The 13907-nt window shown below is 70.7% G+C and carries 9 protein-coding genes; 3 read left to right on the top strand and 6 right to left on the bottom strand.

Annotated elements, in window-relative coordinates:
• Nucleotides 1–101 precede the first annotated feature (101 nt).
• The 3 genes from H0E82_RS03775 to H0E82_RS03765 all read left to right on the top strand — a co-directional run bounded on the left by H0E82_RS03775 (nucleotide 102) and on the right by H0E82_RS03765 (nucleotide 5605).
• Nucleotides 102–3287, top strand: a complete 3186-nt coding sequence (locus H0E82_RS03775; protein WP_180543951.1) for an efflux RND transporter permease subunit — start codon at nucleotides 102–104, stop codon at nucleotides 3285–3287.
• Between the two features lie 129 nt (nucleotides 3288–3416).
• Nucleotides 3417–4166, top strand: coding sequence for an SDR family oxidoreductase (locus H0E82_RS03770; RefSeq protein ID WP_180543949.1), 750 nt, complete (start codon nucleotides 3417–3419; stop codon nucleotides 4164–4166).
• Nucleotides 4166–5605 (top strand): efflux transporter outer membrane subunit, encoded by a 1440-nt coding sequence (locus H0E82_RS03765; RefSeq protein WP_180544329.1) that lies wholly within the window; start codon nucleotides 4166–4168, stop codon nucleotides 5603–5605. The genes H0E82_RS03770 and H0E82_RS03765 overlap by 1 nt, the downstream gene beginning before the upstream one ends.
• Nucleotides 5606–5765: 160 nt before the next feature.
• Here the strand turns inward: H0E82_RS03765 and htpG are convergent, their stop codons facing one another.
• The 6 genes from htpG to H0E82_RS03735 all read right to left on the bottom strand — a co-directional run bounded on the left by htpG (nucleotide 5766) and on the right by H0E82_RS03735 (nucleotide 13228).
• On the bottom strand, nucleotides 5766–7664 hold the full coding sequence (gene htpG / locus H0E82_RS03760) for a molecular chaperone HtpG (protein ID WP_180544328.1): 1899 nt from the start codon (nucleotides 7662–7664) through the stop codon (nucleotides 5766–5768).
• A gap of 579 nt (nucleotides 7665–8243) precedes the next feature.
• Entirely contained in the window at nucleotides 8244–10148 is a 1905-nt protein-coding gene (locus H0E82_RS03755) for an SLC13 family permease (RefSeq protein WP_180543946.1), read from the bottom strand.
• A gap of 118 nt (nucleotides 10149–10266) precedes the next feature.
• The gene (locus tag H0E82_RS03750) at nucleotides 10267–10833 is read right to left on the bottom strand and encodes a cytochrome b (RefSeq protein ID WP_180543943.1); all 567 of its coding nucleotides are present in this window, start codon (nucleotides 10831–10833) and stop codon (nucleotides 10267–10269) included.
• Between the two features lie 41 nt (nucleotides 10834–10874).
• Nucleotides 10875–11960 (bottom strand): catalase family peroxidase, encoded by a 1086-nt coding sequence (locus H0E82_RS03745; protein WP_180543940.1) that lies wholly within the window; start codon nucleotides 11958–11960, stop codon nucleotides 10875–10877.
• A 218-nt stretch (nucleotides 11961–12178) separates the two neighbouring features.
• Entirely contained in the window at nucleotides 12179–12613 is a 435-nt protein-coding gene (locus H0E82_RS03740; RefSeq protein WP_219338392.1) for a hypothetical protein, read from the bottom strand.
• Between the two features lie 207 nt (nucleotides 12614–12820).
• Nucleotides 12821–13228, bottom strand: coding sequence for a hypothetical protein (locus H0E82_RS03735; protein WP_180543937.1), 408 nt, complete (start codon nucleotides 13226–13228; stop codon nucleotides 12821–12823).
• Nucleotides 13229–13907 lie beyond the last annotated feature (679 nt).

Genomic DNA, 13907 nt, shown 5'->3' with positions numbered 1-13907 from the left:
CCCGTCCGCCCGCGTGAACCGTCGTCCGTCCGTGGCGGAGCGACGGCCCTGTTCGCACCTGATCCCACCGCGGCCCCCGCGCCGCCCACAAGGATTTTCCCGTGGACTTCTCCCGCTTCTTCATCGACCGGCCGATCTTCGCCGCGGTGCTGTCGATCCTGATCTTCGCCGGTGGCCTGATCGCCATCCCGCTGCTGCCGATCGGCGAATACCCCGAGGTCGTGCCGCCGTCGGTGGTCGTGCGCACCGTGTATCCCGGTGCCAATCCGAAGGTGATCGCCGAAACCGTGGCGACACCGCTCGAGGAGGCCATCAACGGCGTCGAGGACATGATGTACATCAAGTCCGTCGCCGGCTCCGACGGCGTGCTGCAGCTCACCGTGACCTTCAAGCCCGGCACCGATGCCGACGAGGCAGCGGTGCGCGTGCAGAACCGCGTCGCCCAGGCGCAGGCGCGCTTGCCCGAGGACGTCCGACGGCAGGGCGTGACCACGCAGAAGCAGTCGCCGGTGTTCCTGATGGTCGTGCATCTGACGTCGAGCGACGGCCGCTACGACTCGCTGTACCTGCGCAACTACATGCGTCTGCACGTCAAGGACGAGCTGGCCAAGATCACCGGCGTCGGCGATGCGCAGCTGTTCGGCGGCGGCGATTACGCGATGCGGTTGTGGCTCGATCCCGACAGGATCGCCGCGCGCGGCATGACCGCGAGCGACGTGGTGCGCGCGGTGCGAGAGCAGAACGTGCAGGTCTCCGCCGGCCAGCTCGGCGCCGAACCGATGCCCAACGGCAGCGACTTCCTGCTGCCGATCAACGCCAAAGGTCGGCTGGAGACCGTCGAGGAATTCGGCGACATCGTGCTGAAGTCCGGCCCCGACGGTGAGCTCGTGCGCCTGGCCGATGTCGCGCGCATCGAACTCGCCGCCGGCGACTACACGCTGCGTGCGCGCCTCGACGGCAAGAACGCGGCCGCGATCGGTATCTTCCAGGCGCCGGGCGCGAACGCGCTCGACATCCGCGACGGCGTGGTCGCGAAGATGGACGAGCTGCGCCCGCAGCTGCCGCCCGGGGTCGAGATCCAGTCGATTTACGACACCACGATCTTCGTCCGCGACTCGATCAAGTCGGTCGTCGTCACCCTACTGGAAGCGACGCTGCTGGTGGTGCTGGTGGTGATCCTGTTCCTGCAGACCTGGCGCGCGTCGATCATCCCGTTGATCGCGGTCCCGGTCTCCATCGTCGGCACGTTCGCGGTGCTGTACCTGCTGGGCTACTCGATCAATACGCTGACCCTGTTCGGTCTTGTTCTTGCGATCGGCATTGTGGTCGACGATGCGATCGTCGTGGTCGAGAACGTCGAGCGCCACATCGAACTGGGCGCGGCGCCGCTCGAGGCCGCGCACCGGGCCATGCGCGAAGTGTCGGGGCCGATCATCGCGATCACCCTGGTGCTGTGCGCAGTGTTCGTACCGATGGCGTTCCTGACCGGCGTGACCGGCCAGTTCTACAAGCAGTTCGCGGTCACCATCGCGATCGCCACGGCGATCTCCGGCCTCAACTCGCTGACCCTGTCGCCGGCGCTCGCGGCGATCCTGCTGCGCTCGCACGACGCGCCGAAGGACCGCGCCTCGCGGTTGATCGACCGGGCGTTCGGCTGGGCGTTCAGGCCGTTCAACCGCTTCTTCAACCGCAGCTCGCAGCGCTACGAAGCTGGGGTGTCGCGCGTGCTCGGTCGCCGCGGCGCGGTGTTCCTGGTCTACGCGGTGCTGCTGGTCGGCGCGGGCCTGATGTTCAAGGTGGTGCCGGCCGGGTTCATTCCGGTGCAGGACAAGCTGTACGTGATCGCCGGCGTGAAGATGCCGGAGGGCGCATCGATCGAGCGCACCGATGCGGTGCTGAAGAAGATGGCGGCGCTCGCCAGTGAAGTGGACGGCGTCGCCAGCGAGATCGCGTTCCCCGGCCTCAACCCGCTGCAGTTCACCAACACGCCCAACAACGGCGTGATCTTCTTCACCCTCGATCCCTTCAGCGAGCGCGCGCGCAGTGCCGAGGAGATCACCGCCGAGCTCAACCAGAAGTTCTCGACGATCCAGGAAGGGTTTACGTTCGCCTTCATGCCGCCGCCGATCCAGGGCCTCGGCAACGGGTCGGGCTGGTCGCTGTTCGTCGAGGACCGCACGCGTCTGGGCTACGGCGAGCTGCAGGCCGCGGTGCAGGCGTTCCAGGGCGCGGCCGCGCAGACGCCCGGGCTCGGCTACCCGATCAGCAGCTACCAGGCCAATGTGCCGCAGCTCAACGCCGAGGTGGACCGGGCCAAGGCCAAGGCCCAGGGCGTGCCGCTGACCGAACTGTTCGACACGCTGCAGACCTATCTCGGTTCGGCCTACGTCAACGACTTCAACATGTTCGGCCGCACCTGGCAGGTCATCGCCCAGGCCGACGGCCAGTTCCGCGACGAGGTGGGCGACATCGCCAACCTGCGCACGCGCAATGCGGCGGGCGAGATGGTGCCGGTGGGTTCGATGGTGAACGTGCGCCAGACCTATGGGCCGGACCCGGTGATTCGCTTCAACGGCTATCCCGCCGCCGATCTGCTGGGCGATGCCGACCCGCGCGTGCTGTCGTCGGGCGAGGCCATGGCCAAGGTCACCGAGCTCGCCGGTCAGGTGCTGCCGGCCGGCATGGGCATCGGCTGGAGCGACCTCAGCTACCAGCAGTCGAACCAGAGCGGTGCGGCCATGGTGGTGTTTCCCCTCGCGGTGCTGCTCGCGTTCCTCGTGCTCGCGGCCTTGTACGAGAGCTGGTCGCTGCCGCTGGCGGTGATTCTGATCGTGCCGATGACGCTGCTGTCCGCCCTGTTCGGCGTCTGGCTGGCGGGCGGCGACAACAACGTGTTCGTGCAGGTGGGTCTGGTCGTGCTGATGGGCCTGGCGTGCAAGAACGCGATCCTGATCGTCGAGTTCGCCCGCGAGCTGGAGATCCAGGGTCGGAGCATCGTCGATGCCGCGCTCGAAGCGAGCCGGCTTCGCCTGCGCCCGATCGTCATGACCTCCGTCGCCTTCATCGCCGGCACCGTGCCGCTGGTGCTGTCGACGGGTGCGGGCGCCGAAGTGCGCTCGATCACCGGCATCACCGTCTTTGCCGGAATGCTGGGCGTGACCCTGTTCGGCCTGTTCCTGACGCCTGTGTTCTACGTCGCATTGCGCAAGCTCGCGAACGCGCCGGTGGTGTCGCACAAGCAGGCCGTGCCCGCACATGCCGCACCGGACCCGGGGCTGCACGCATGACGCTCCCGGCTGCGACGTCCGGAATCGGCGCGTCACGCCGCGCCGCGCGCACCACACTCCGGGCCGCGCGACCTGCCCCACCGCGTATCGCCCAGGCGTCTTCCTTCCCCACCGATTGAGATCTGACCCATGAACGCAAGCTCCCGAATCGCCCTCGTCACCGGCGCCACCCGCGGCATCGGCCTTGAAACCGTACGCCAGCTGGCCGAGACCGGCGTGCATACCCTGCTGGCCGGTCGCGACCGCGACCGCGCCGTCGCCGCGGCCTTGAAACTGCAGGCCGACGGCCTGCCGGTCGAGGCGATCGCACTCGACGTCACCGATGCCGCGAGCATCGCCGAGGCCGCACGCACCATCGAACAACGCCACGGCCACCTCGACATCCTGATCAACAATGCCGGCATCGTGGTCGACGATGCGCAGCTCGGCGCGGCAGGCCAGTCGCTCCAGACCTGGCGGACGACGTTCGAGACCAACCTCTTCGGCCTCATCGCCACCACCCAGGCGCTGCTGCCGCTGCTGCGCAAGTCGGCGGCCGGCCGCATCGTCAACGTCTCCAGCCTGCTCGGCTCGATCAGCGAGCACCGCAACCCGGACTCCTTCATCTACGACTTCAAGGGCATCCCGGCCTACAACGTCTCCAAGAGCGCGGTGAACGCGTGGACGGTGCATCTGGCCCACGTGCTCGAGGACGCCGGCATCAAGGTCAACACGATCCATCCGGGCTACGTGCGCACCGACATGAACAAGGCCGGCGACGAGCAGAACGGCGAGCTCGAAGTCGCCGACGGTGCGCGCACCAGCGTGCGCCTGGCACTGATCGACGATGCCGGCCCGACCGGCGGCTACTTCTACATGGACCAGGTGCTGCCGTGGTGATGCGCCCGCTGGTGACCGTGCTCGCGGCTGCGCTGCTCGCCGCCTGCGCCGTGGGCCCGGAGCATGTGCGGCCGTCGATGGCCGTGCCCGCGGCGTTTTCCGCCGCACCTGCGGCGGCCGCGCCCGCATCCGTCGACGTCGCCTTCTGGCAGGGCTTCGGCGATCCCCGCCTCACCGCGCTGGTCGCGGAGTCGCTCGCGGCCAATCACGACCTGCGCATCGCGATGGCACGGGTCGACCGGGCCAGTGCCCTGCTGCGCGGCACGCGGCTGGACCGCTGGCCGACCGTGGACGCCAGCGCGCGCGGTGCAAGCAGCCGGGCCAGTGCGGACGAGGCGCCGGGCCTGTCGCGCGACGCCCGCGACAGCGATACGTATGAAGCGGCGATCGGCGCGAGCTGGGAACTCGATCTGTTCGGTCGCGTCCGACGCGGCGTGGAAGCGGGCGAGGCCGACCTCGGCGCCAGCATCGACGACCTGCGCGCCCTGCAGGTGGTCATCGTCGGCGAGGTCGCCACCGCGTACTTCGAGCTGCGCGGCCTGCAGGAGCGGCTGCGCGTGGCGACCGAGAACGCCGGCAACCAGCAGCACACGCTGGCGCTGGTGGACGCCCGGCGCAATGCCGGCCAGGACAGCGACTTCGACAGCGCGCGCGCGTCCGCCCAGGCGGCGTCGACGGCGGCGCGGATCCCCGCGCTGGAAGCGGAGATCCGGGTCGCGGCACATCGCATCGGGGTCCTGACCGGCCGCATGCCCGAAGCCCTGCTACCTGCGCTGTCGACGGCGGTGGCGCTGCCCGAGGTGCCGCGGACGATCGATCCCGGCACCCCGGCGGACGTGCTGCGGGCCCGGCCGGATGTCGCGGCCGCCGAACACCGGCTGCATGCCGCCACCGCGCGCGTCGGCGTGGCCACCGCGGACCTGTTCCCGCGGTTCACCCTCGGCGGGCTGATCGGAAGCCAGGCAGGCGACCTGGGTGATCTGTTCGCGCGCGGGAGCGAAACCCGGCTGGTCGCACTCGGTATCGACTGGTCGTTCCTCGATGTCGGCAGGGTACGTGCACGCATCCTCGCCGCCGATGCGGACGCCGAGCTGGAACTGGCCCGCTACCAGCAGACGGTGCTGCGCGCGCTGGAAGACACGGCGAACGCACTGGCCCGGTTCAACCGGGCGCACGACGAGGACGTGGAACTGGAACGGGCCGCGCGTGACAGTGGGCGGGCCGCGCGACTGGCGCGGCTGCGCTTCGACGCGGGCGCGACGGGCCTGCTCGAAGTGCTGGACGCCGAGCGCACCCAGCTGCAGGCCGAGGATGCCTTCGCCGCCAGCCGCACCCGCACCGTCACCGGCGCCGTGTCGCTGTATCGGGCACTGTCGGGCGGGTGGCCGCAGGTCGTGCCCGAGCGGGAGATGCTCGAGGGCCACGTGTCCGGGCTCTGAGGCCCGGAACGGGACGCGGCTGGACGGTTCGCACCGCTGACGCGCAGCCGGGCACGTGGACCATCCCGGGCCCGGCCTTCCAGTGCGGACCCAGGATACCCTGCGTGCCGGCGCACGCAGAATGTCGGAGGCACACCGGGACAGTGCGGCGCCGCGTAGCTCAGGCGCCCAGCAGCACCCGGTTCATGCGCTGCACGAACGCTGCGGGATCCGGCAGCGGGGCGCCTGCGGCGATCTCCGCCTGTTCCAGCAGCAGCGTGGCCAGGTCGGTCGCCTTCGCATCATCGATCTCGCCGTCGATGCGTTGCAGCAGGGCGTGCTGCGGGTTGATCTCGAGCGTGGGCTTGCTGTCGGGCACGGCCTGGCCGGCCTCGCGCAGCAGGCGGGCCAGATGCGGGGCCATTTCGTAGTCGGCCAGGGCCAGACACGACGGCGAATCGGTCAGGCGCGCGGACACGCGTACATCGCCGACGCGCTCACCGAGCAGACGCTTGATCTTCTCGACCAGCGGCGCGGCGGCGGTCGCGGCTTCGGCCTGCTTCGCCTTGTCCGCCTCGTCGAGCGGCAGTTCGCCCTTGGCGACGTTCTTCATCGACTTGCCGGCGTACTCGTGCAGGCTGCCGAGCATCCACTCGTCGATGCGGTCGAACATCAGCAGCACCTCGATGTCCTTCGCGCGGAAGGCCTCGAGCTGCGGGCTGCCGGCGGCGGCCTTGTAGCCGTCGGCGGTGATGTACCAGATGGTGTCCTGGCCGACCGGCATGCGGCCGACGTAGTCGTCCAGCGACACGGTCTGCGCGGCGCCGTCGCCCTTGGTCGAGGCGAAGCGCAGGATTTTCGCGATGCGCTCGCGGTTGCTCGCGTCCTCGACGATGCCCTCTTTGAGCGTATTGCCGAAGGCCTTGTGGAACGCGGCGAACGTCTCGGCGTCGTCGCGCGCGAGCTTCTCGATCATGTCGAGCACGCGCTTCACGCACGCGCCCTTGATGCGGTCGAGCTGGCGGTTCTGCTGCAGGAGCTCGCGGCTGACGTTGAGCGGCAGATCGTCGGCATCGACGACACCGCGCACGAAACGCAGATAGTTCGGCAGCAGCTCCTCGGCGGCGTCCATGACGAACACGCGCTTGATGTAGAGCTTGAGGCCCTTGCGCTCGTCGCGGCCGCCCATCATCAGGTCGAACGGCGGCTGCGAGGGCAGGTACAGCAGCGTGGTGAAGCTCTGGCTGCCTTCGACGCGGTTGTGGGTCCACGCCGCGGCATCGTTGAAATCGTGGCCGAGCGACTTGTAGAACCCCTGATAGTCCTGGTCGGAGATGTCGGACTTGGACTTGGTCCACAGCGCCGACGCATCGTTCGCGGTCTCCCATTCGGGCGCGGCGTCGGTTTTCTCGTCCTCGCCTTCGGCCGGCATCGGCGCGTCCTTGGGCATGCGGATCGGAAAGGCCACGTGGTCGGAGTACTTGCGCACCAGCGAGCGCAGCTTCCAGCCGTCGAGGAATTCGTCCTCGTCGGCCTTGAGGTGCAGCACGACGGTGGTGCCGCGCTCGGGCAGGGTGACGTCCTCCAGCGAGTACTCGCCGCGACCGTCGCTCTCCCACTTCACGCCGGCCTCGGGCGCGGCGCCGGCATGGCGGGTCAGCACGGTCACGCGGTCGGCGACGACGAAGGCCGAATAGAAACCCACGCCGAACTGGCCGATCAGGCGCGCGTCCGCCTTCTGCTCGCCGCTCATCGCTTCGAGGAACCGGCGTGTGCCGGAGCTGGCGATGGTGCCGATGTTGGCGACCACGTCTTCGCGCGACATGCCGATGCCGGTGTCGCGGATGGTGACCGTGCGCGCGGCCTTGTCCCAGCTCACGTCGATATGCAGGTCGCCGGCGCCGGCCAGCAGGTCGGGACTCGCGATCGACTCGAAGCGCAACTTGTCGCAGGCGTCGGAGGCGTTGGAGATCAGCTCGCGCAGGAAGATCTCCTTGTGCGAGTACAGCGAATGGGTCACCAGGTGGAGGACCTGGGCGACTTCGGCTTCGAACTTGCGGGTTTCGGCGGTCGTGGTCATTGGCGGTTTCAGCAGGGCCTTGGACAGGCGCTGGACATGCGGCGCCCGGCCGCCGTTTTCAAGCGCGGCCGCAGCCCCGCCCCGACCGGACGTGGCCATCCACTGCCGCAGCAGCGCCCGCACGGCGGCGACACGGGCATCCACCTCGGCGCGGTCGGCGGACGCGATCAGCAACGAGGATCGGGAGACTGTTGCCTGCCCGGTCCGGGCGCGCCGGTCCGGCGGCAGTCCTGTGGGGTCTACGAGCGCCGGGCCGTCCACGGGCATGGCGCGGGCGCGCGCGCCACGATGGAACACCCGGCAGAGGCCGCGCCTGGCGCGCGGACGGTGGTGGCGGAGTACCCTGTCGAGCGCCGGCTGCGCGCATTCCATCGGATGCCCTCGCCCACCGCAGGATCGACACCGAGGACGCGCGCGCGCCGGCGCTCCCCGGCGTCGTGGCGCGGGTGATCGAGCGCGGCCAACCAGGGGTCGACGGCCGCCGAGGCATCGGCCGGCGTGGACTGGACAGACCGGATGGCGGACAGCGCGGGCATCCGCAGCCGACGCTCCGGCGGGCCCGGATCGTGCCGGCGTGACCTACAGCGGCCATACCAGCAGCAGCATCGGCAGCGACACCACCAGCACCAGGGCCTGCACGGGCAGCCCGAGCCGCCAGTAGTCGCCGAAGCGGAAGCCGCCGGGGCCCAGGATCAGCGTGTTGTTCTGGTGCCCGATCGGGGTCAGGAACGCGCACGAGGCGCCCACCGCCACCGCCATCAGGTAGGGGTCGGCGCTGACCCCGAGCGTGCCCGCAGCGCCGATCGCGATCGGGCACATCACAGCGGCGGTCGCCGCATTGTTCATCAGGTCGGACAGGGTCATCGTCACCACGAGAATCAGGGCCAGACCGACCACCGGCTGGCCCTGGCCGACGGTCTCGATCAAGACGCGCGCGATCAGGGCCGCGGTGCCGGTCGATTCCATGGCGCCGGCCACCGGGATCAGCGCGGCCAGCAGCACGACAACCGGCCAGTCGATCGCGTTGTAGACCTCACGCGGCGGGACCGTGCGCAACACCATCGACATGATCACGCCGATCGCGAACGCCACCGCCACCGGCACGAGGCCCACGGCCGTGGCGACGATCGCGCCGAGCAGAATGGCCGACGAGATGATCGCCTTGCGACGGTCGGGAATGCGCAGCGCGCGTTCGGCCAGCGGCACGCCGCCGAACTCGGAGGCGAAGCCCGAGATCGCCGCCTGGGTGCCCTGCACCAGCAGCAGGTCGCCATCCTGGAACGGCTGCGAGCGCAGCCGGCTGCGCGAACGGTTGCCCGCGCGCGAGATCGCCAGAACATTGATGCTGTAGCGCGTACGCAGGCCGAGATCGCTGGACGAGCGGCCGGCCAGACTGGAGCCGGGCAGCACCGCGATCTCCTGCAGCACGATGTCGGCGTGGGGCGTCCGCGCGGCATCGGCGCGCTCATCGTCCTCGCCTTCGCCGTCTCCAGTGTCCGACGCCGGCGTGGCCGGCGCGGCGTTGGCGCGTCTGCGGCCCTGGGCATCGTCGGCCTGGGCCGGCGCGTCGGCGTCGTCCTCGACCGCGGCCTCGCGCACATCCTCTTCGAGCTTGGCACCGAGCCGCGACAAGACCTCGTTGAGCACGTCGGCATCCACCTCCACCACCAGCACGTCACCGGCACGCACCTTGCGCGTGGGATTCGGGGCGTGCACGCGGAACTCGGCCTGGACCATGCCGATCACCTGGGCGTCGTACTCGTCGAGCATCGCCTCGATCTCGCGCACGGACTTGCCCACCGCGCGCGCGCCCTCGGGCACCCGCAGCTCGGTGAGGTAGGCGCCCGGATCGAAGCCTTCGACGGCAGCTTCGCGGCGTACGGGCACCAGCTTCCAGCCGCCGAGAACCAGCAGCAGCACGCCCGCCACCGCCACGGTGGCGCCGACCGGGGTGTAGTCGAACATCGCGAAAGGCGCACCGCCCGCCTGCGCGCGGAAGCCGGCGACGATCAGATTGGGCGGCGTGCCGATCAGCGTGGTCATGCCGCCGAGAATCGAGCCGAAGGCCAGCGGCATCAGCACCTGCCCGGGCGCGAGCTCCTGCTTGCGCGCGATCTGGATCGCGACCGGCATCAACAGGGCCAGTGCGCCGACATTGTTCATGAAGGCCGAGAGCAGCGCGGCAAGCCCGGTCAGCGCCGCGATCGACAGCATCGGCCCGGCCTTGCCGGGCAGCACCGCGCGGGTGAGCGCGTCGACGGCGCCGGAGGTCTGCAGGCCGCGGCTGAGCACCAGCACGCAGGCGACCGTGATCACCGCGGGATGGCCGAATCCCGCGAAGGCCTGATCGGCACCGACCAGACCCGCGAGGACACAGGCCAGCAGCGAAGCGCCCGCCACCATGTCGTGGCGCCAGCGGCCCCACAGGAACATGCCCACCGTGCCGGCGAGGATGAGGAGGATCAGGATCTGGTCGATCTGCATGGACGGTGCGGGACGGAAACGGCCTCCAGCCTACGGAGGTGGCGGTCGCGGTGTCATCACGTCCGCAGCCGGGCGCTTGCCCAGGCCGCATGGCCGCGCGCGCGACCGGCACACCGTCTCAGGTCGGCGACGAGCCGCGCCCCGGCGCCATGCTGCGGAAGACCCCGTCGCGGCGCACCCAGGCGTGCATCAAGGCGGCTGCCAGATGCAGCAGTACGAGCGCGAACAATGCGCGCGCCAGCCAGGCGTGCGATGCACGCAGCAGGCTGTACACCAGCGGATCCGGCGGCGCGATCGGCGGCAGGACCAGACCGCCCCACAGCGTGACCGGGTTGCCCGCCGCGGAGACCATCGCCCAGCCGACCAGCGGCATCGCCAGCATCAGCGCGTAGAGCGCCACGTGCGACACCTGCGCGGCCAGGCGTTGCCAGCGCGGGAGATCTGCCGGCAGCGGCGGCACGCGCCGGCGCACACGATGGAGGAGGCGCAGCACCGCGAGCAGCAGCAGGGCGATGCCGATCGGCCGATGCAGGGCCAGCAGGGACGGACGCAGCGTGACCGAAGCGACCATCGCGACGCCGACGAACAGCATTGCCAGGATCAGCGCCGCCATGCTCCAGTGCAGCGCGCGGGCGAACGCGTCGTGGCGCGTCGGACCCGTCCCGGTCGCGGGAGTTCCGGACATGGGGTCGACGGTCACGGACGCGTCCGTCGCCTCGACGCGGCTCATCGGGCGGTCTCCGTCGGCGGGACCGCACCCACGTCGGCGCCGCGCGCCGTCTCGCGTGTGCGCCGGTCGAACGACTGCGCATACACCGCCGCGCGCGCGGCGAGGATCGGATCGTCGGACAGCGCCACACCCGGCGGGACCACGGTCGGATCGAAGTTGAGGTCGCGGCAGGGGCCGTCGGCCTGGTCCTGGGCGCTGTCCAGCACCACGCTGCCCAGCACGACCTGCTCGCGATCATCCGGCCACGGCGTACTCGGATCCGCCGGGTCGTCGCCGGGACCGGCCAGCGTGGCGACCATGTCCCAGCGCAGCGCACCCTCGGCGAGCCGGCGCCGCAGCTCGGTCTGCAGGTAGTCGCCCTCGGCGGCCGCGCGCTGGTCGGGGGTCATTTCGACGAACGGGGCCCGTGGATGCATCGCCCAGCGCACGATGCGCGCCTGGCCGTCGGCGGCGACGAAGCGATAGGCATGGACGCCGTGATAGCGGGTATTGGCGAAACTGTCCGACCAGGGCGCCGATTTCGCCCAGGCCGCGAAGCGCTGCGCGGCCGGGTGCGCGGCGACGAAGGCGGCGACACGTTCCGGATCGGCCTTGCCCGTGGCCGGGTCGGCTGCCGAGGCGCGTGTCTGCTCGAAGAACGCCTCGGCCGACGTGGCACCGAAGAACGGAAAACTGTTCATCGCCATGCGCCACTCGCTGCCGTCGCCGGCGTGCAGGACCAGGGCCATGCTGCGGACCCGCGCCTGTGCGTCGAGCCCGTAGGGCGAGCCGCCGCCGATCGACATGCGACCGACCAGTGGCGTGGTGGGGTCGGCGAAGACCCGCGCCCGGCTCAACATCGCGCCGCCAGGCGCCGCCTCGAACCGCCCGGCCACGCAGACACCCTTGGCGTGCGCGCGGCGGAAGCCGGGATAGGCCGTGGCCGCGGTGGCCTCGATGGCATCGGTCATCCGCGGCGCCGTGAGCCGCTGCGGCGTCAGCCAGCCGGCGGTCCAGGCGAACGCCCCCACGATGGCCGCGACGATGGCCGCGATGGCGAGATAGGCGCCGGCATGCGGCGGCAGGACAGGACGACGGGGCATGGGCGCGACGCGAGCGGGAGCAGACGCGAGGGTACGCCCTCGCCGCCGCGGCCGCTTCCGCGCAGGCGCCGGGCGGCTTCGATCCGCGGCGGCGGCGCCGCGCGGCATGCGACCACGCCACGCGGCCCCGGTATCGTGCGCACTCCGGGACCGCCATGCGGATCCGGTGACCGCAGCACGAGGCCGCGGGTGCGCTCCGCCTGCCCGTCGCGGGTGGCCTACTGCACGGTGATCTGCTCGGCGCGGGTCACCCGCACCTGGGTCTGGTAGTAGTACTTGTCCGTGGCCACGCCGTCGGCGTAGAACACGATCGTGGTGCGCCTGGCCTCGCCGTCGACCAGGATGCGGCGGCCCTTCAAGGCCTCCAGGGGGTCCGCGCCGAGACGCTCGCCGAGCTGGCGCACGGCCTGCGGTTCGAGCGCGATGCTCAGGTTGCGCTGGTCCCGGTAATCGGTCTCTGAGTTGAGATAGGCCATCTCGCCCTGGCGGCCGGTGGCCCGCACCTGCAGCGCGAATACGCCCTTGACCCCGCGCGGCGCGGCGTCCGCGGCCAGCTGCACGGCCTGCGCCGGCGCGAGCCAGCGCGCGTCGACCGGTGCGGTGCCCGATGTGGCGCAGCCGGCGAACGCGATCGCGCCAAGTGCGGCGAGCATGCATGCAAATCCTGTGGTCTTCATCCTGTCGTCCCTGGTCCTGTCATGGGAGGCACGGCGCACGATGCCCGTGCCACGTGGGTTTAGCCGCATCCGCGTTGCCTCACGCGCGTCGCAACCCGCGATCGCGGTCCCCTGTCCCGGCGCGGAACCGCGATGCATCGATCACGCCGGCGACGCACCGCCGACGCACACGCAGGCCGGCGATCAGGGCTGGTAGCACGCGCCCGACGGATCGACCTCGATCTGGATCAGGTCGCCGCCGGCGCCGCCCCAGACGTTGCCACCGGTGAAGATCAGACAGCCCTCGCCGCGGAACAGCGCCTGCAGACGGGTCGCGTCGTTGCCGAAATAGAACGGGATCCATCGCTTGCCCGACTCGTAGGTATGGAAGCGGTCGGGCGCGCGGTCGAGGATCTCCTGCACGTCCTGCATGCTCATGCCGATCTGCAGCTGGGCGAACTTGCTGCCGTCCTCGGGCGTACCGACGATTTCGCCGGTGAACGAACCGTCCTGCGATTTCACTTCGCGGGTCTGCCCGTCATTGGCGGCGGTCGTTCCCGCCACGCCGAACGCCAGCGCCAGTGCGGCGCCGAATCCCAGGCTCTTGCGCATCCACATTCCCCTTCCATTCCGTGGTCGCCGGGTTGGCGACGGCGCGGCGATGCTAGCAGTCCGGCGGGCGTCGGGCGCGTGCCGGGCGGCACGAACGGGCGCCATCGATGGCCACGTCGCCACCGCATGGCCCGCGCCGAGCGTGCGTGGCCCGGTGCCTCGATGTTCCGGCACCCGGCGATCGTGCCCTGCGCGCCTGGCGACGGCAGGCCGTCCGGCCCGACGCGCAACGCGTGCAGGTGATCGTCTCAGGGTGGCGCCACGGCGCGCGCCACGGACCGATGCAGGTGATGCGCAACGAATACTGCGAGCGCGTCCGCGGTGTGGAGTCGGAGGTCGCCGACAGCGCGGCGGTCGCGATCGGCGCGCCGCCGCGCGCGCGAGGCCAGCGCCGGTACGGCATCTACGACGGCGGGTCTCCGGCCCGTCGGCAATGCGCGAAGCAGGCGACGCAGCCCGCCGATGTCGTAACCCGCACACGCGCTGGCAGCCACACCCCGAGAACGGGCCTCGACGGCACCACGGGCCCCGGTGCGCACAGACCGAGGCGGCTCCAGTCGCATCGCCGTGCACGTGCTCGGGATGCCGTTCTTCCGCATCGAGCAGCACTGGCAGCGGCGAGGGCCGCACCGGCGAGCAGCGCGGTCGTCGCGCCGGCGCGCCGGCGCGATCGTTCCAA

This window comes from Luteimonas deserti (genome assembly GCF_013425765.1).
Taxonomy (GTDB): Bacteria; Pseudomonadota; Gammaproteobacteria; order Xanthomonadales; family Xanthomonadaceae; genus Luteimonas; species Luteimonas deserti.
Note: the sequence above shows the minus strand (reverse complement) of the source record. Positions and strands in the feature narration are given on the sequence as shown.

Excerpts from the sequence above, each read along its gene's own strand:
- htpG (WP_180544328.1), bottom strand. The coding sequence starts at position 7,664 with ATGACCACGACCGCCGAAACCCGCAAGTTCGAAGCCGAAGTCGCCCAG.
- H0E82_RS03770 (WP_180543949.1), top strand. The coding sequence starts at position 3,417 with ATGAACGCAAGCTCCCGAATCGCCCTCGTCACCGGCGCCACCCGCGGC.
- H0E82_RS03745 (WP_180543940.1), bottom strand. The coding sequence starts at position 11,960 with ATGCCCCGTCGTCCTGTCCTGCCGCCGCATGCCGGCGCCTATCTCGCC.
- H0E82_RS03765 (WP_180544329.1), top strand. The coding sequence starts at position 4,166 with ATGCGCCCGCTGGTGACCGTGCTCGCGGCTGCGCTGCTCGCCGCCTGC.
- H0E82_RS03740 (WP_219338392.1), bottom strand. The coding sequence starts at position 12,613 with ATGCTCGCCGCACTTGGCGCGATCGCGTTCGCCGGCTGCGCCACATCG.
- H0E82_RS03750 (WP_180543943.1), bottom strand. The coding sequence starts at position 10,833 with ATGTCCGGAACTCCCGCGACCGGGACGGGTCCGACGCGCCACGACGCG.
- H0E82_RS03735 (WP_180543937.1), bottom strand. The coding sequence starts at position 13,228 with ATGCGCAAGAGCCTGGGATTCGGCGCCGCACTGGCGCTGGCGTTCGGC.
- H0E82_RS03755 (WP_180543946.1), bottom strand. The coding sequence starts at position 10,148 with ATGCAGATCGACCAGATCCTGATCCTCCTCATCCTCGCCGGCACGGTG.